Genomic DNA, 18837 nt, shown 5'->3' with positions numbered 1-18837 from the left:
GGGAGTGGCTTGCGACCAGCGTTGTTGCTGGCTTAGAGCATTTGATACTTGAACATCACTAAACGGTATATAAAAGCATTATAGGTATGCACCTAGTTATAAATACACTGAAGATATTAAAGGCACTGTTCACATTTAATGACATGCCTGTCGGATGAACTCAGTGAATAAGGTGCAGCATGAAACAGACTTCAGTGAAGAACGGTACGCGTAAAGGATGGCACCGTGTTGCCTTATTAAGCGCGTTAATTTTCGCCAGTGCAACTGCCTCTGCCACTGAGTTGCTTAACAGCTCTTATGATGTTTCCCGCGAGTTATTCACGGCCCTCAATCCCGGCTTCCAGCAACAGTGGGAGCAGCAAAATCCCGGCGACAAGCTGACCATCAAACAATCTCATGCTGGGTCGTCTAAACAGGCACTGGCTATCTTACAGGGCTTGAAAGCAGATGTGGTGACTTATAACCAAGTCACCGATGTGCAGATCCTACATGACCGGGGCAATCTGATCCCGGCCGACTGGCAGGCGCGGTTACCTAATAACAGCTCACCGTTTTATTCCACCATGGCATTCCTGGTACGTAAGGGTAATCCAAAGAATATCCACAATTGGGATGATCTGGTGCGTGAAGACGTCAAACTGGTGTTCCCGAATCCAAAAACTTCCGGTAATGGCCGTTACACCTATCTGGCGGCATGGGGTGCTACCCAACAAGCGAATGGTAAGGATGAGGCTAAAACCCGCGACTGGATGAAGCGTTTCCTGACCAATGTAGTGGTGTTTGATACTGGTGGCCGTGGTGCTACCACTACCTTCGTTGAACGCGGGTTGGGTGATGTGCTGATCAGTTTTGAATCGGAAGTTAACAATATCCGTAAAGAGTACGGCAGTGATAAATACGAAGTAATTGTCCCGCCGGTAGATATTTTGGCTGAATTCCCGGTTGCCTGGGTGGATAAAAATGTCGAGAAGAATGGCACTGAGAAAGCGGCTAAAGCTTATCTCAACTATCTCTACAGTCCGCCAGCACAGCAAGTGATCACCAGCTTTAATTATCGGGTTTACGACAAAGCGGCAATGGAAGCGGCCAAGTCCCAATTCCCACAAACCAAACTATTCCGTGTTGAAGATCAATTCGGTAGCTGGCCGCAGGTGATGAGTACCCATTTCGTGACTGGCGGCGTGCTGGATAAATTGTTAGCGCAAGGGCATCAGTAATGTTGTCGGCATCCAGTAAACGGGTTCTGCCCGGATTTACCCTCAGTCTCGGGAGCAGCCTGCTTTACACCTGCCTGATCTTATTATTACCGCTCAGCGCGTTAGTCATGCAGGTTGCACAGATGAGTTGGGCACAGTACTGGGAGGTGATTACTAACCCCCAAGTGGTTGCTGCTTATAAAGTGACCTTACTGGCCGCAGGCGTCGCCAGCGTATTTAATGCGGTTTTCGGTATGTTGATGGCGTGGATTCTGACCCGCTATCAGTTCCCCGGCCGTAGTTTGTTGGATGGTTTGATGGATTTGCCGTTCGCCTTACCCACGGCGGTGGCGGGTCTGACATTAGCAACGCTATTTTCGACCACCGGTTGGTACGGTGCCTGGTTGAACGAACTGGGGATTAAAGTCTCCTTTACCTGGTTGGGGATTGCCGTGGCGATGGCGTTTACCAGCTTGCCGTTTGTGGTGCGCACAGTACAACCGGTGTTGGAAGAATTGGGTCCCGAATATGAAGAAGCCGCGGAAACTCTCGGCGCCAGCCGTTGGCAGAGCTTCCGGCTGGTGGTGATGCCAGAACTGGCTCCGGCATTACTGGCAGGCACTGCTTTATCCTTTACCCGCAGTCTGGGGGAGTTTGGCGCAGTTATCTTTATCGCCGGTAACATTGCCTGGAAGACCGAAGTGACCTCGCTGATGATCTTCATCCGACTACAAGAATTTGATTACCCGGCTGCCAGTGCCATTGCCTCCGTTATTCTGGCCGTTTCATTGGTATTGCTGTTTGGTATTAACACGTTACAAAGCCGCTTTGGTCGGCGGATAGGCGGGCACTGATGGCTGATATCACTGAATTTAACGGCGTAGCCCGCCCACCAATCAATTGGGGCAAATGGACCCTGATCGCCATCGGTGCGGTGTTCTCATTTTTACTGTTAGTGATCCCGATGGTGTGGATCTTTATCACTGCTTTTTCCAAAGGGATAGCGGTGGTCGGGCAGAATTTATTAGACCCGGACATGTTGCATGCCATTTGGCTGACTGTGCTGGTGGCACTGATTACGGTGCCGGTTAATTTGGTGTTTGGTGTGGTACTGGCATGGTTGGTGACGCGGTTTGTATTTCCCGGTCGCCAGCTATTGATGACCCTAATTGATATTCCGTTTGCGGTCTCACCGGTAGTCGCCGGCCTGATGTACCTGCTGTTTTACGGTTCAAATGGTGTGGTGGGGGGCTGGTTAGATTCTCACGACATTCAATTGATGTTCTCGTGGCCCGGTATGGTGTTGGTCACCATTTTCGTCACCTGCCCATTTGTGGTGCGTGAACTGGTGCCGGTGATGATGAGTCAGGGCAGCCAGGAAGATGAAGCCGCAGTATTACTGGGTGCATCCGGCTGGCAGATGTTCCGCCGGATAACGTTACCGAACATTCGCTGGGCATTGTTGTATGGCGTGGTGTTGACCAATGCCCGCGCCATTGGCGAGTTCGGGGCAGTCTCTGTGGTATCCGGTTCTATTCGTGGCGAAACCTATACCTTGCCACTGCAAGTTGAGTTGTTGCATCAGGATTACAATACTGCCGGGGCATTTACCGCCGCCGCGTTACTGACCCTGATGGCAATATTGACCCTTTTTCTGAAAAGCGGCCTGCAATGGCGCTTAGCGCGTCAGGTTGTTCGTCTCGAACAGGAGCAAAAGCATGAGCATTGAGATTGATAATATCAGCAAGTATTTTGGTCGCACCAAGGTACTAAATGACATCCGGCTTGATATTCCTTCTGGCCAGATGGTGGCTTTGCTTGGTCCTTCTGGTTCGGGGAAAACGACCCTTCTGCGCATTATTGCCGGGCTGGAGAACCAGAACGCCGGACGTTTAAGTTTCCATGGCACTGACGTTAGCCGCCTGCATGCCCGTGATCGACGTGTCGGGTTCGTTTTTCAGCATTACGCCTTGTTCCGCCATATGACAGTATTCGATAACATTGCATTTGGTTTGACGGTGTTACCGCGCCGTGAGCGGCCGAATGCGGCAGCTATCAAACAGAAGGTGGAGCAACTGTTGGAGATGGTGCAATTAGGTCATCTTGCCAGCCGTTACCCATCACAACTTTCTGGTGGACAGAAACAGCGTGTGGCCCTGGCGCGGGCGTTGGCCGTTGAGCCGCAAATTCTGTTGCTGGATGAGCCATTCGGTGCGCTGGATGCACAGGTGCGTAAAGAGCTACGTCGCTGGTTGCGCCAGTTACATGAAGAGTTGAAATTTACCAGCGTCTTCGTCACTCATGATCAGGAAGAAGCCATGGAAGTTGCTGATCGGGTGGTGGTGATGAGCCAGGGTAATATCGAGCAGGTCGGGACGCCAGATGAAGTGTGGCGCTACCCTGCGACCCGCTTTGTGCTGGAATTCCTGGGCGAAGTTAATCGCTTGAGTGGAGAGATTCGAGGCTCACAACTCTATATTGGCGCGCACCACTGGCCGCTGGATTTGGCCCCAATGCATCAGGGCAGTGTTGATTTATTCCTGCGTCCGTGGGAGATGGAGGTCAATACACACGCCAGTGATCGTTGCCCACTGCCGGTCCAAGTGCTTGAAGTTAGCCCGCGTGGTCACTTCTGGCAACTGACGGTGCAACCTATTGGTTGGCATCAGGATCCTATCAGTGTGGTACTGCCGGAAGGCGAAATTGACGCTCCGGTGCGCGGTAACCGTTATTATGTGGGCGGGTTAAATGCACGCTTATATTCTGGCGACCAATTATTACAACCCATTGCTTTAGCCCAAAGCGCCTGATAAGTTTTTCTTCTTTTGGTAAACATAGAATTATACCCAACGTCATTGGAGTGGCAGCAAGGCAGCTAACGAGCGAATCCCGATGAGCTTACATAAGTAAGTGATTCGGGTTCGTGAGAGCAGTGAACATAGCTGCCGCTTCAAGGAAGAAGGGTATTTAATAGGTATTTACAGTGACAACCCTCGAACAATGCATCGGCAACACCCCACTCGTCAAACTGCAACGTTTAAGCCAAGGGCTGGATGCGCAGATTTGGGTCAAATTGGAAGGCAATAATCCGGCAGGCTCGGTCAAAGACCGTGCGGCACTGACCATGATCCGGCAGGCAGAATTACGTGGAGAAATAGCTCCGGGTGATGTGTTGATCGAGGCGACCAGTGGTAATACTGGTATTGCGCTGGCGATGATCGCGGCGATGAAGGGCTATAAGCTAAAGCTACTGATGCCGGAAAATATGAGTCAAGAGCGGCAGGCCGCAATGCGTGCCTACGGTGCGGAGTTAATTCTGGTGAGTCGTGAGCAAGGAATGGAAGGGGCGCGCGATGAAGCGCTAAGGATGCAGGCTGAAGGGCAGGGTAAGGTGTTGGATCAGTTCAATAACAGCGATAACCCCTACGCACATTTCAGCGGTACCGGGCCAGAAATATGGCAACAAACCGCGGGTAAAGTGAGCCATTTTGTGTCCAGCATGGGAACTACCGGGACGATTACCGGCGTTAGCCAATATCTGAAAAGCCAAAACCCGCAAGTTACCATTATCGGCCTGCAACCCGCTGAAGGAAGTAGTATTCCCGGTATCCGCCGTTGGTCACCGGGATACATGCCGGGGATTTTCCGCCCGGAGTTGGTTGATCAGGTACTGGATATCTCCCAGTACGAAGCAGAGGAAACGACACGAAGGCTGGCCACGGAAGAGGGCATTTTTTGTGGTGTCAGTTCTGGCGGTGCGGTTGCCGGCGCGCTGCGGGTGGCGGCACAGAACCCCGCAGCGGTGATCGTGGCGATTATTTGTGACCGTGGTGACCGATACTTGTCGACAGGTGTTTTTGATTAAGTAGGCCGAGCGTTACGTATCAACCCTATCTGATCGCGCTATCAGATGGGGTTGATATGATATTTTGCCTTCCTCTCAATACTTCACTTTTATAGTTTTGCACCTATAAATTATAAAACTGAGCGGATTTTTGGTGCCAGAGATTTTGATTTATAATTAATCATATTTAAAAGCCTCAGAACCCCGTAGCTGTCCTTTCCCTGTAAGCAAATTGTCTGCTAGATGCTATCTAGTGGTAAATGAAATTTATGCAATCAACTGTGGCTATTAGTACAAGCCTGCTTTGCTAATAGAGTTAATTCACGTCACATTGTTAGAATAAATATTGTAGGAATATTCGTACAATTAGCTTCATTGATTCCGTGGTGAATTTGAATGTGAGTTTTTTACAGGCATGAGTTATAAGGGTATTTTAATTTAATTTTGAGAAATTTCTTATAAATCAACTGACTATATCTAATTTATTTGGCTATCAATGGTTACATTCTGTAACATTTAACCAATTGGTGTTAGCTGTCTATTCTTCCTATACTGCTGCTGTTCGTATTTTTCTTATATTTTCTATTGGAATTACATATAGATTTTATTTGATTTTTAGTTATGTGAGTATTTATTTCACTGATTTTAGCAAGTTAACGGGTTGTAATATTTATTAAAACTCGTTAAATGTAAATTATAATTATCAACAGTGTTGTAGCCGCAATTTTTATTGATTTACCCCTTCATTTAGAGTTTTGCTGGCAAAACGTCTGTATTTTAGCCCAATGTGGGCTTATTCCTCTGGGCTAGTCGTATGTTGCGACATGTGTTGATTGAACATGATACGGACGATCGACGAATTTAATTTACCTGAGCTGGGTAATGATCATTTTATTACTCGAATTTTCTGTTGATGATTGCATTAGACGTGATGGGGAAATGCCCGCGCAAATAACAAATGATGAAACCCATGTTTATTGAAAAAATAAAGTCGGCTTGGCCAGGTGATATGTTGAAGCGCGTGCGCATGTCACACTTAACTCTGTCTAAGCTACAGCGCCATTTAGGTAAGGTTATGATTCTGATACCGATGTTGCTGCTGATTCTCTACTTGTTAATTTTTAGCCAATCACGCTATCTCAGTGAATCTAAAGTCGCCATCAAACATTCCAACGATATCAATGGCAGTAATCTGAATGTCGCTTTGCTGATGGGGGCTGGCAACCCTAGTTCTGCGGAAGATGCCTTATATCTGAAGGAATATATTAATTCTCCTGATATGTTGGCGGTCTTGGATAAACAGCTCGATTTTCGTCAGGCATTCGGCCATAGCGGTTGGGATTTTTTCTATCATTTGTCAGATAGTGCCACTCGCGAGCAATTCCTTAATTATTACCGTAACCGTATCTCCGTTTCTTACGATGACAAAACCGGTTTGCTCACCATTGGTACTCAAGGATTCTCGCCTGAATTTGCTCAACGGTTCAATCAGGCTGTTTTGAAAGAATCCGAAAGATTTATCAATGAGATCTCACACCGCATTGCCCGCGAGCAGTTGCTGTTTGCCGAAAACGAAATGCAGGAAGCACGCGTTCGTTTGAATAGCAGCAAAACCGAACTACTCACTTACCAGAACAGCAATAATATTCTTGACCCTGAAGCTCAGGCTTTGGCTGCCACTACGTTGATTAATACCTTGGTTAGCCAACGTATTCAGATGGAAGCGGAATTGCGTAACCTACTGACTTTTCTCCGTGAAGATGCACCTCAGGTCATCAGTGCGAAGAACGCACTCAAGTCGCTCTCCAGCCAGATTGATAATGAAAAAAGCAAAATTACTGCGCCCGATGGTCACAAATTGAACCGTATGGCGGTAGATTTTGAAGAGATTAAAGCCAAGGTACAGTTCGATACTGATATCTACAAATTGACCCTGACATCGATTGAAAAAACCCGTGTTGATGCGGCAAGAAAACTGAAAATGTTGTCAGTGATCAGCTCTCCTCAGCTACCGCAGGAGTCAAAGTTCCCCAACAGTTTGTATCTGCTTATCAGTTGGTTACTGGTATGTTGCTTACTTTTTGGTACTGTCAAATTATTGCTGGCGGTGGTTGACGATCATAAAGATTGACGCCGTTTTAACGCTATTTCTAGCTTGTCGGAATGACACCGCAGGCAGTAACTCAGAGCATGCTATGAAATTATTGAAATCTGTTCTTCTGATTATTGCCATACAGGCAACACCCGCTCAGGCCGTTGATCTGAATGCCGATCCAAATATGACCGGGGCCGCACCGTTACCGTCGATTATTTCAGGTCAAAGCCAGAGACCTTATAGCGATAGCCAGTTTGACGATACCCCCCCTCCGGTGATCCCGGTGGTGATGAGTCGGATGTTTGGCGCGCAACTCTTTACCTCGGTCTCGGCGGCAGATAGTGGTTCCAGTATCGGTTTCAATCCAAACTACGTAGTGAGTTTGGGGGATCAGATTCAGGTACGGTTATGGGGCGCATTTAACTTTGAAGGTGCGCTGAGTGTGGACCCGAAAGGCAATATCTTCTTGCCAAACGTTGGCCCGCTGAAAGTAGTTGGCATCCCGAATAGCCAGATCAACAGTGTGGTGACTGCCAAAGTCAAACAGGTCTATCAGTCGAATGTGAATGTCTACGCCTCTTTATTACAGGCCCAGCCGGTCAAAGTGTTTGTCACCGGTTACGTTAATAACCCCGGATTGTACGGCGGGGTGGCATCTGACTCGTTACTCTCCTATCTCAGTAAAGCCGGTGGTGTCGATACTCAGAGAGGCAGCTATGTGGATATCAGCATCAAACGCGGTAACCGCGTGCGCTCACAGGTTAATTTGTACGACTTTCTCCTCAACGGCAATTTGGGGCTATCACAGTTTGCTGACGGCGATACCATCGTAGTCGGCCCACGCCAGCACACTTTCAGTGTCGAAGGCGAAGTGTTCAACAGCTATGACTTTGAATTCCGCAACAGCACGATTCCAGTGAGTGAAGCGCTGAGTTGGGCGCGCCCTAAACCAGGGGCCACACATATGACCATTATCCGCCAGCAGGGTACGATTAAGCGCAGTGAATACTATCCACTTAGCTCTGCACCGGGGCGTTCATTACAAGATGGCGATAAGCTGATTATCAGCACTGATCGCTACTCAGGAACCATTCAGGTTCGGATCGAAGGGGCACATTCCGGCGAGCATGCCATGGTACTGCCTTATGGTGCGACTATGCGTCAGGTTCTGGCAAAAATCCGCCCTAATAGCATGTCGCAAATGGACTCGATCCAACTGTATCGCCGCTCGGTCGCGCTGCGTCAGAAAGAGATGCTTGACCTGTCACTGCAAAAACTCGAAGAAGCCTCTTTATCAGCACAGTCTTCCACTTCAGAAGAGGCTCGTCTGCGAATGCAAGAAGCGCAGCTTATCAGTCGCTTTGTTACCAAAGCCCGCAACGTGGTACCTAAGGGTGAAGTAGTGCTCAACGAAAGTAATCTTGATCAGGTGATTCTGGAAGACGGTGACATGATTAAGATCCCTGAAAAGACCTCGCTGGTCATGATCCATGGCGAAGTGATGTTCCCGAATGCGGTGAGTTGGCAGAAAGGTCTTAGCCCGGATGATTACATTACCAAGGTTGGCGGTTACACGCAAAAAGCCAGTAACACCAAAGTCATTCTGATTAAACAGAATGGTGAAGCACTGAATGCTGAAGACGTCAAAACGCTACAACCGGGTGACGAACTGATGGTATTACCGAAGTTTGAATCGAAGAACATTGAAGTGACGCGGGGAATTTCGACCATTCTTTACCAGTTGGCAGTTGCAGCTAAAGTGGTGCTAACACTCTGATGATAGGCATCTTTTCGGCAGGGATTTATCGTATCGAGCATCTGGAAAACTTTCTGGCTGAACCCTGCTGCAAGCTTTCATCGTTGCGCTCAATTCCACCGCAGATAAGTGCGGTGGCGGTGTGGGGCCATCGTCCAAGTGGTGATAAAGCGGTTGCGTTGGCGCGAGCTTCCAGCTTGCCTGTTGTTCGTCTTGAAGACGGTTTTATCCGCTCGTTGGGGTTGGGCGTGTCAGGTTGCCCGCCACTGTCGATGGTGGTGGATACTCAGGGTATCTATTACGACGCCAGCCGGCCAAGCTCGCTGGAAAGGCTGATTCTTGACCGGGCCGGCAACCAGCCACTTTATGCTGATGCGCATGAGGCAATGCAGTTGATTGTTGATGCTGACCTGTCGAAATATAACCTGGCTCCGGCATTCAGCGGCGCGCCTGCGCAGGGTGACGCGGTATTGGTCGTGGACCAGACTTTTGGTGACATGGCGGTTAAATACGGCAATGCCGATGCGGCAGACTTTGAGGCAATGTTGGATGCCGCGCTGAATGAAAATCCACAGGCTGAGGTTTGGCTGAAAATTCATCCCGATGTTTTACAGGGCAAGAAAGCCGGCTACTTCAGAGCAATACCAAAAAATCCACGCATTAAGTTGCTGGCAGAAAATGTCAGCCCGCAGTCGTTATTGCGCCAGGTCAGTCGTGTGTATGTGGTGACCTCGCAATATGGTTTTGAAGCACTGCTGGCGGGTAAATCCGTCACTGTATTTGGTCAACCCTGGTATGCCGGTTGGGGATTGACTGACGATCGCCACCCGCAAGCTGATGGGTTATCGGCACGACGTGGGCAGGCCAGTTTGTTGGATTTATTCAGCGCCGCCTATTTGCGCTACAGCCGTTATATCGATCCCTGTAGTGGCCAGCCGGCGACATTATTTGCTGTGTTAGACGGCCTGTTGATGCAAAAAAACCATCAACTACAACGCCAGGGGCAGTTATGGGCACCAGGGTTAACACTTTGGAAACGCAGCATTTTTTTACTTTTTTTAAAAACCACACTGAACAACGTCTCTTTCAGAGAAGGTAAAACATCGAATACAGCCTGTGTGGTGTGGGGCAATAAAGGCGAACAGCGCTGGCAAGCAAAGGCTCAGTCGCAAAAAGTACCGGTATGGCGTATGGAGGATGGGTTTATACGTTCATCTGGGCTGGGTTCTGACTTGCATCCGCCGCTGTCGCTGGTGTTGGATAAAAGCGGTATTTACTACGATGCCACCCGGCCAAGTGATCTTGAGTCGTTACTCAACAGCAGCCAGTTAACCGACCTACAGCGAGTGCGGGCCGCAAAGCTTCGCCAGCGATTGGTCAGTGACAAAATCAGTAAATACAACATTGGTGCGCCATTCAGTGTGCCGCCGCAAGCCAGTGGCAAACGTATTCTGCTGGTGTCAGGTCAAGTGGAGGATGATGCATCCATTTTGACCGGAACTATCAGTATTCGTACCAATAGTGAACTGCTGAAAACGGTGCGCCAGCGTAACCCGGACGCTTTCATTATTTATAAGCCGCACCCGGACGTGTTGGTTGGCAACCGGCAAGGGCATATTCCTGCGGCTGATATTGCGCGTTGGGCTAACACTCAGGCGCAGGATGCCGACATCATCCAGTGCATTCAGGCAGCGGATGAGTTGCATACCTTGACGTCGCTTTCCGGTTTTGAAGCGCTGCTGCATGGGAAGCAGGTATTTTGCTACGGCATACCCTTTTATGCCGGTTGGGGGCTGACACAGGATGAACATCGTTCACCGCGCCGGTACCGCACATTGAAGCTCGATGACTTGGTATATCAGGCGTTGATCGCTTATCCGACCTATGTTGACCCCCTCCGGCGCGAAGCAATAACCGCAGAACGGGCGTTAGACATTTTGGCGGCTCAGCCACGTGCTGAAATGCAATTTAGCAAAAAAAAATCGGGCAGGATTATGCGTAATTATAGAAAACTGCTCATGTTAACTAAAGTGACAATGAATTTATAAATCAGTCTGTTAAATAATAATGGTGACGTGTTTATGCTTACAGATTGCCGTGCACTGACAACACTTCTTGCTGGGAAGAAGTACCTACTGTTACAAGGCCCGATGGGACCTTATTTCAGTGATACCGCTGAGTGGCTTGAATCTCAGGGGTGCGAAGCGGTGAACGTGGTATTCAACGGCGGTGACAAGTTTTATTGCCGTAAGCGTGACTATTTGGTGTTCAGGCAGACGCCGAAAGAGTTCCCCACCTGGTTGAAAGATACCTGGCAAGATTACCACTTCGACACTATTTTGTGTTTTGGTGATTGCCGCCCGCTACACCAAGTTGCCAGGCTCTGGGCGCAAACCAAAGGGGTGCGTTTTCTGGCGTTTGAGGAGGGATATCTTCGCCCGCATTTTATTACCCTCGAAGAGGGCGGGGTGAATGCGTTTTCCGCCTTGCCACGTAATCCTGATTTTTACCGTAAGTTGCCAGAAATTAAAGCTCCGGTCGCCAAAAAACTGACATCGTGCTTTAGTCTGCGGGTGCGCCGCTGTATAGGTTATTATCTGGCTGGCTGGTTTTACCGCCATCAATTCCCGCAATATCGTCACCATAAATCCTTCTCGCCGTGGTACGAAGCACGTTGCTGGATACGTGCTGCCGCGCGTAAACAATGGTATCGATTCTTGCAACGAAAAGTATTGAACCAACTACAAGGCGAGCTTGACCAGCGCTACCATCTGGTGGTTTTACAGGTCTACAATGATAGCCAGATTCGCAACCACAGCCCGTACAATGACGTGCGTGATTACATCAATGACGTGATGTATTCATTCTCAAAAAAAGCTTGTAGCGACCAGTGGTTAGTTATCAAACATCACCCTATGGACCGGGGGCATCGCCTGTACGGGCCATTAATCCGTAAACTGGGTAAGCAGTACAACATCAGTGAGCGCATCAAATATGTGCATGACTTGCCAATGCCGGAATTACTGACTCACGCCAAGGCGGTGGTAACGATTAATAGCACTGCCGGGTTATCAGCACTGATCCATAATAAACCGTTGATCGTGATGGGAAACGCCCTGTATGACATGAAAGGGTTAACGTTTCAGGGACACCTTAATCAGTTTTGGCAGTCTGATTTTAAGCCCGATATGAAGTTATTCAAAAAATTCCGGTTGTATATACTGAGAAACACCCAGATTAACGCGGTTTATTATGGTGATAATCAGCTTGAACTGATACCTATGGTAAAGACCGAATATAAAGACGAATATTACCGGATCCCGGTTTAGTGAGTTTTGGGGATACTTTTCAGGATGGGGCGGAGAAATGATTATTGCTAATGCCGATAAATAATACAGATAACACTGCTGTAACCATTTCCCGATTGTTGTTGCGTTGTCGCCTCGGGTTAATATTAACCTTAGCCATCTCATTCACTTTATCTTCACAAGCTGCTCAACTGCCATGCTATTTGCCTGATGCTACCGAGTTACAAGGGAATATCGGTTTGCAGCCGCACTGTATTTATCGTCAATCCCTACTGATATCGCACAGTAATACTCATCTCGACTGTCAAGGGGCTACGCTGGAAGGGGATAATCATCTGCCCTTTGGCATAATGGTCAATAGCAAAGGCAGCCCACTGAAAAATATCAGCATCAAAAATTGCCATATCCGCAACTTTAGTCGCAGTGGTATCCGCATTACCTCTAATATTCCGGCTAATCAACTTAGCACCGATCACCAGATTAATTATCACCGAACGCCGACGGCTATTCTTATCGACGCGGTGGTAGTGACCGGCAGTGGGCGAGTGGGCATCTATTTTGATGACTACGTGACAGACTCCACACTCAGTAATTCTACTGTTCAGCAGTCTTATATGTCGGGAATATATCTGGAACACTCATCACGTTACAACCGGATTATTAATAACCGTATAGTGAATAATGGTCACGAGAGTTTTGGACGGGGCAAGCGAGAAGGATTAGCGGTGGATTCATCTGCCAATAATCTGATCGAGGGAAATCTATTTGAAGGCAATGGTGCGGGTGGTGTGTTTTTGTATAAGAACTGCGGCGAGCATTACAGTAGTGGAAAGTCGGTTATCCGCTGGCAACACAGCGACAACAATATTATCCGCAATAACACTTTTACCGACGAGCAGGTCGGCATTTGGCTAGCTTCCCGCCAAAGCAGAGATCTCTCTGGTTTTGATTGTGGTGATAAAGCCAAAGATAACTCTGGTCAGTACTTTGCGGATTATGCCAATAACAATGTGCTGGAAGGGAATAAATTTATTGGTACTCAGGTAGATATTAAAGATGAGGGGGTGGGGAATAGGGTGAGTGAGTGAGGTTATGGTCTCTTATAGCCACATGGCTATATTGCTAGCATTATGGCAATAAAAGTAAGGAAATTCTGTGTTGTTCATTAATCACACAAGGAAAGATCTGGACTAGTAAATATATATCTAATGTACTAATCATTAGGACAATACAGTACCTATCGATAATTTCACATTTCACATTTCACATTTCACATTTCACATTTCACATTTCACATTTCACATGTAGGATGCTTTTGTAACCACTCAGCTAAGTATTTCCAAAAATTGAATATCTTTCTAGCAGGGAGTATAGATCAGAACAACAGTTAAGATCAGAAAGAGCATATTGTAGTAATAGTGATATTTCTCTCAGTACTGGCATTAGTAATAGCTTATTAGAAATGTTAATTATTAACCTATACTATAAATTGATATAAAACAGTAACTCAATATAAAAAATTCACTTAAAACGATACGTCCGCCCTAGATCAAGTGTTTTGGTTGAAATGATATATTTTATTATAATTACTCATTAGATATAAGTTTTATTTCTTCTTGTTTTCTTTTTATATCTTCGGTTATAAATCTTTTTAGAGAATCTTTAAATGATTTATTTCCAGGGTTTATTTTTGTGGCTGTTCTGAAATTTATCTCAGCCATTGGATAGTTTTTTTTATCTTGAAAGAGAAGACCTAAAGTATGATAAGTATGAGCACCAAAAGGGTTTATTGATATGGCTTTTGTTAGATTATGATATGCATCATCCAATTTCCCTTTTAGTCTTTGAATTGCACCTAGCTTAGCGTGCGCTTCAAATTGATAATCACATATTTTAATACATTGTTTCCAAGCACTGATGGCACCAGTATCATCATTATTTTTTAATCTTGCTTCTCCCAACTTTGATAGGACTATTGCAGTTTTAGGGAACTCTTTATTAATTTCCTCTAATGATGATAGCCATGCATTATAATTGTTTTCTTTTTTAAGTTTTACGGAGTCGTATAATTTGGGAATTAACTTTGAATTAGGGGTGATTGAGCTTTCTCTTGGAATAGGAAGGTGTATTTCTAAAGTATCTGCAAAATCCTTGATTAGCTTACCAATTGTATTATCCATGTGAAAAATCTGTACTGAAGGATGATCCATACCACATAAAATAATATTCCTTATGTTAGGAATATTATTTGTTGCCATCCTATAGGCACTCATTAAATCTATTTCATCCATCTCTGAAGAAAATAGAATTAATTTTGAAGTGTTATTTGTTAATATAGGACTTAAATTAGGGTGGGTTTTTTTTATGTTTTTTAAAATATATTGCTTGCTTCTACTTGCAGGTAACCCCAATTCTGGTTCAACTCCAAATGCCAGACAGCCATCAGCACCACCAAGACTACAATACAATAATGCACCATATGCCCCCATAGAAGTACCGAAAGTTATAACTTTACCATTTCCGATTTTTCTTCCTATTTTGACCAGTTCTATTGCTGTAGTTTCTGGAGATTCCGATAACCCTTTTATTCCATTTTGGTACCACCTATTTCCAAAGTCATTAACAAAAATAATATTAATCTCTGATGCTAATAATATGCTATAGGGTTTAAATTTACCTGCTTCAGTATTTACTGAGGAAAATGCAATGACAGTAGGAAGTGACTTGTTAACTGAAATTATTTTTATGTATTGGCTTTCCATTTTTTTTCCAAAAATATTTTGAGATTATATATACTCTTCTTATTTATAAAATAGATAACATTTATCACATCATCAAAAAAATAATTATTTTTTCTTATAATTACTAATGCAATAGTACAATAATCTACCAAAGAGCCAAAGCTATGTGGAATACTTAAGGATTAGATTGTTTATAACATTATTTAAAAGTACTTGAGAGTTCTTCCTAGGTAAATATCTTATCAAGAGTAGTTCTCCCACCGATTAGATGATAATATAATTTAAAGGTCAGGTCAGGTCAGGTCAGGTCAGGTCGAAAGAATACTGAGATATAAGTTATTAGTTACATATAATAAGACATTTATCAATGTTATTTACCTAACAAAAAGGAGTGGTCGTAACCACTCCAACCGTATCTATATTTTATTCCCAAATACTTTCCAGTATATTACTAATGGAATACGTTTGGAGTCAGAAAAAAACATTTTTCTATTCTCAATATACTTTTCTCTTTTACGTGATTTTTTCATTAGTAATTTAAATAAAGATGATTCAATCTTAAATAGGAGTCCATTCTTCTTTGGGATAATATTATCTTTATGGTGAGATGAATAGGATGTCTTTATGGTTTTTTTATTTCTAATTTCTTTAGAAAACAAGTCTGGTCTCCTTGCAAATACTGCCGTTCCTTCTTTCCAAACAACATCGGAGATTTTATACTTTCCTATAGTTATTAGCTTTCTTGGAGGCACAATGTATCTATTCTTACTTCCTGAGAAATTATCATCGAAAATACATCCTTCAAAAATTTCGGCATCTCGACCACTAGGATTCATTATAAAGTCTGATAGTAATCTCGAGGCTGTTGTTGCGTTGATATGAAATTCATGTAGATTTCTTAGAAAGTGCTCTCTAAGGTCTTTCGCAAAAACAACCGCAGCGTCATGGGCTCTTTCAACAATAGTTTGTCTAATATTATCTGATGGGGATGTATTAAATTGCGAAACTATATTACCATTAGAGTTTTTCTTAAAACAAACAAATGTCGAGTCGGAACTACAGAATAATGTCTCAAATAAAAAACCATTTCTGCAAATTAAATCATGATGAATCGTTCGTTTAACAAAATCCCCAGCATAACCTCTCATGGCCCCTGTTTTATTTATCGATTCTAATGCTGTATCAAACGTTATGTAGTAATATCCATTAATATTTTTTGCTTTGGTTATTCTCTCCATTGCGACTTGCATCGTACCAGCGTAACCAATATCTACCACCCCTATTTTAGACGTAGAATTAACCCCAAGTTCTAGATAATGAGCTGCTAGCAGATCACGTTCTAAGGAAGCATTGTCAAGGATCTCAGCAGACAAATGATATGCAAGTTCCCGTAAACTCGCTCTTTCATTTTGAGTGACTCTTGCATCATATGCAGAAAAACCAAATTTAGTATAATCATCGCTAGGATCAAGACTAATACCAAACTTACCAAAGAAAAATGAATCAAGGGTGGTTGTTGCAATGGATGAATCAACCAGTTTAGATATATCATTTATATTATAAATAGATGCAACCCTTGCAGCTCTTCGAGAGCTCATTGCATAATCTATTTCTGGCCAGCCCTCGGAGGAGGGAAATAGAATTTTCGCCATACGCCAAAGAACTTTTCCATCTCTCGACAAGAATAGTAACTTGTGGATGCCATCCATTTTAGCCTGTGTCATCGTCCACTGTAAAAAACCAAATAGTACAGGAGCTAATCCCATATATCCCAAGGCTAAAGAGTTTCCACCGAAGTGAGTGTCTGCTGGGAATACATTATAGGGATTATCAAAATATTTACGCTGTATTAATCCATAAATAGCTGATTCTGCGTTACTTCTGGCCCTACGATCTTCTTTCAATATAGGAAATAGCTTTTTATTACTCTCAACTATACGAAATGCACTTTTAATTTGGTAAGTATTAATTCCAAATTCACGGGGTTTAGATATATCTCCATGTGGATTATCACCTACATGCAACCACTGTTCATAAGCTATATTTTCATTTTCGAAAACATAGCGGAAAAGATCTCCTTCATGTTTTCTGAGGCCAATAGTCGAAGACAGATAAAGTGTGATATTTTGTTCATAGCCTGCCTTTTTGAGCATTTTTAAAATAACGTATTCAGGTAAATACATATCACTAATTAAAATTACCTTTGCACCTGATTGTTTTGCAATATTAAATAACTTCCAACCAGATTCTCTTCTCTTCAAAACACTAACTTCATTTTCAATCTCACATTTTTTTATTTCCTCACATTGCTCTAAAGACAAGTTACAAACACTAGATATTTCAATGTAAATTTCGTTTAGTGTTATTTCCTGTTTTTGTTCAGCTACTATTTTTTCACGTAACCTTCTTTCTGCACTCTGACGTACAATTTGGAAATTTGATAATGAACCATTGGTTATTTTATCAACAGTATCTTCCATCATTTTAAATAGATGTGATGGCTGTTCTATAACGCGATCTATTAAAGTGTCAAATATATCAAATGATATCAATTTGGGTTTTTTTTCAATTATTTCATTTTTAAATGAATCTGATAATTTTGAATTATTTTTCGATGGGAAGCTACGACGTAAAATACTCTCTGAAAGATCTTTTTTGCTTAAGGAAATAAACTCATCTTCGTAATTATTAACTAATTCAAATAAATTAGGGAGCTTATTGTTATTTTCTTTTATTGATAATAACCAATTATTTAAAAATGATGGTGAATTTAACACTAATGAAGCCAAAGGTTGGTGATACGTTAGGCACCATGAAAGGATTTTATCATTTAAAATATCATTTACGGAGTTATTTGACGCTACATAATCTTTAATGTTTTTATAACTTGCGATTTTTGATAAATAGTTGTCTCTCAATGAGATTAATGGTTTTTTCCACAAAAGAGCTTGCATTCCAATCGATGAAGAGACGGTTGCGACTGCATCGACACTAGCCAATAGATATTGACTAATGTTATCTAACTTACTAAATCTCGCATCCCAAATTAAATTTGGGTATAATTCTTTTAACCTTTTAAAGTTAGATGGATTAATTACAGTGTCAGAGGTTGATGCTGTAGTATATTGCGTCACAACAACACCTATATTTAAAGGTGTTTGCATTAAAACATCAATTAATAAAGCCATCTGAGATTGGTAACCACTCTCAGATAAAAATGCATATTGGTCAGTGACCTGTAACGGAAGTAATATTAGTTTGTCAAATTTGAACAAAGGGTCAAGTTCTGACTTATCGAAAGGATTATTATCAGAAATGAATGTTAACAGCTCATTTCTGATGTAGTTAATTAAATTATGCCCCCTTTCATCCTGATTATTATAATAGCTTACATCCTGATTTAGACAGGACTCATTAAATAAACCATTTACATCTAAAATAAATAATTCTGGATAAGGTACTCGGCTTAAAAAACCTGGCATCTCATGAATAAGTGTTGCTCTAGGATAAATCTTTCGTAAAAAGTTCCCGGGTGTTTCCCAACATATTATTGTATCAATATCATCTGGTAATACCTTAGACATTAAATCTATTAAATTAACCTCCTTATTTTTATTTTTTTTATAGAGGTCAATTTCGATGTTATTTAATGTACCAGTATAAGTATAAATTTGCTGCTGCGTTATTGTATAGACTGTTGCCTCAGGAAGATTTTCTTTTAAAGATGCACTATCAATTTCGTTAACTAAAAAACTGACATCATTACCATTAGTTATTAAATTTCTCGCTTGTTTTATTAGTTTTTTTTGAATTGCACCTTCATAAAAAGATGGATTACCTCTAACGATAAATGGGTTTATGTAAAACAGTATGTTCATATTATTTTCCACTTTAATT

Annotated in this window: 12 protein-coding genes; 10 read left to right on the top strand and 2 right to left on the bottom strand. The window is 43.4% G+C overall.

The genetic code is table 11. The features are described 5' to 3' along the window. Positions 1-179: 179 nt before the first annotated feature. The 10 genes from Q2T71_RS14815 (at position 180) to Q2T71_RS14770 (ending at position 13287) form a co-directional block, all read left to right on the top strand. Complete coding sequence (locus Q2T71_RS14815) at positions 180-1217, top strand: sulfate ABC transporter substrate-binding protein (protein WP_372559595.1); 1038 nt, start codon at positions 180-182, stop codon at positions 1215-1217. Further along, positions 1217-2050 carry a sulfate/thiosulfate ABC transporter permease CysT gene (cysT, locus tag Q2T71_RS14810; RefSeq protein ID WP_372559594.1) on the top strand — a complete coding sequence of 278 codons (834 nt, stop codon included), beginning with the start codon at positions 1217-1219 and terminating at the stop codon, positions 2048-2050. The genes Q2T71_RS14815 and cysT overlap by 1 nt, the downstream gene beginning before the upstream one ends. After that, complete coding sequence (cysW, locus tag Q2T71_RS14805) at positions 2050-2925, top strand: sulfate/thiosulfate ABC transporter permease CysW (protein ID WP_372559593.1); 876 nt, start codon at positions 2050-2052, stop codon at positions 2923-2925. Before cysT ends, cysW begins: the two co-directional genes overlap by 1 nt. Continuing rightward, positions 2915-4006, top strand: coding sequence for a sulfate/thiosulfate ABC transporter ATP-binding protein CysA (gene cysA / locus Q2T71_RS14800; RefSeq protein WP_083163403.1), 1092 nt, complete (start codon positions 2915-2917; stop codon positions 4004-4006). The genes cysW and cysA overlap by 11 nt, the downstream gene beginning before the upstream one ends. A 173-nt stretch (positions 4007-4179) precedes the next feature. Next, complete coding sequence (cysM, locus tag Q2T71_RS14795) at positions 4180-5061, top strand: cysteine synthase CysM (RefSeq protein ID WP_372559592.1); 882 nt, start codon at positions 4180-4182, stop codon at positions 5059-5061. A gap of 937 nt (positions 5062-5998) precedes the next feature. Continuing rightward, a complete protein-coding gene (locus tag Q2T71_RS14790; protein ID WP_372559591.1) occupies positions 5999-7171 on the top strand; it encodes a capsule biosynthesis protein in 1173 nt (390 codons plus the stop codon). Positions 7172-7235: 64 nt separating this feature from the next. Then, positions 7236-8912, top strand: a complete 1677-nt coding sequence (locus tag Q2T71_RS14785; protein ID WP_372559590.1) for a polysaccharide biosynthesis/export family protein — start codon at positions 7236-7238, stop codon at positions 8910-8912. Continuing rightward, positions 8912-10939, top strand: a complete 2028-nt coding sequence (locus tag Q2T71_RS14780) for a capsular polysaccharide biosynthesis protein (RefSeq protein ID WP_372559589.1) — start codon at positions 8912-8914, stop codon at positions 10937-10939. Before Q2T71_RS14785 ends, Q2T71_RS14780 begins: the two co-directional genes overlap by 1 nt. Positions 10940-10972: 33 nt before the next feature. Further along, positions 10973-12220: a capsule biosynthesis protein gene (locus Q2T71_RS14775; RefSeq protein ID WP_372559588.1), complete on the top strand. Its 1248-nt coding sequence runs from the start codon at positions 10973-10975 to the stop codon at positions 12218-12220. A gap of 50 nt (positions 12221-12270) precedes the next feature. Next, positions 12271-13287, top strand: a complete 1017-nt coding sequence (locus Q2T71_RS14770) for a right-handed parallel beta-helix repeat-containing protein (RefSeq protein ID WP_372559587.1) — start codon at positions 12271-12273, stop codon at positions 13285-13287. A 498-nt stretch (positions 13288-13785) separates the two neighbouring features. Here the strand turns inward: Q2T71_RS14770 and Q2T71_RS14765 are convergent, their stop codons facing one another. Further along, a complete protein-coding gene (locus Q2T71_RS14765; protein ID WP_372559586.1) occupies positions 13786-14961 on the bottom strand; it encodes a tetratricopeptide repeat protein in 1176 nt (391 codons plus the stop codon). Between the two features lie 395 nt (positions 14962-15356). Further along, positions 15357-18818, bottom strand: coding sequence for an HAD-IA family hydrolase (locus tag Q2T71_RS14760; RefSeq protein ID WP_372559585.1), 3462 nt, complete (start codon positions 18816-18818; stop codon positions 15357-15359). Between the last annotated feature and the right edge of the window lie 19 nt (positions 18819-18837).

The sequence above is a fragment of the Yersinia sp. 1652 StPb PI genome (assembly GCF_041538345.1).
Lineage (GTDB): Bacteria > Pseudomonadota > Gammaproteobacteria > Enterobacterales > Enterobacteriaceae > Yersinia > Yersinia enterocolitica_E.
Note: the sequence above shows the minus strand (reverse complement) of the source record. Positions and strands in the feature narration are given on the sequence as shown.

Coding starts and splice junctions, on each gene's coding strand:
- Q2T71_RS14815 (WP_372559595.1), top strand. CDS start 180: ATGAAACAGACTTCAGTGAAGAACGGTACGCGTAAAGGATGGCACCGT.
- cysT (WP_372559594.1), top strand. CDS start 1,217: ATGTTGTCGGCATCCAGTAAACGGGTTCTGCCCGGATTTACCCTCAGT.
- cysW (WP_372559593.1), top strand. CDS start 2,050: ATGGCTGATATCACTGAATTTAACGGCGTAGCCCGCCCACCAATCAAT.
- cysA (WP_083163403.1), top strand. CDS start 2,915: ATGAGCATTGAGATTGATAATATCAGCAAGTATTTTGGTCGCACCAAG.
- Q2T71_RS14790 (WP_372559591.1), top strand. CDS start 5,999: ATGATGAAACCCATGTTTATTGAAAAAATAAAGTCGGCTTGGCCAGGT.
- Q2T71_RS14785 (WP_372559590.1), top strand. CDS start 7,236: ATGAAATTATTGAAATCTGTTCTTCTGATTATTGCCATACAGGCAACA.
- Q2T71_RS14780 (WP_372559589.1), top strand. CDS start 8,912: ATGATAGGCATCTTTTCGGCAGGGATTTATCGTATCGAGCATCTGGAA.
- Q2T71_RS14775 (WP_372559588.1), top strand. CDS start 10,973: ATGCTTACAGATTGCCGTGCACTGACAACACTTCTTGCTGGGAAGAAG.
- Q2T71_RS14770 (WP_372559587.1), top strand. CDS start 12,271: ATGCCGATAAATAATACAGATAACACTGCTGTAACCATTTCCCGATTG.
- Q2T71_RS14765 (WP_372559586.1), bottom strand. CDS start 14,961: ATGGAAAGCCAATACATAAAAATAATTTCAGTTAACAAGTCACTTCCT.
- Q2T71_RS14760 (WP_372559585.1), bottom strand. CDS start 18,818: ATGAACATACTGTTTTACATAAACCCATTTATCGTTAGAGGTAATCCA.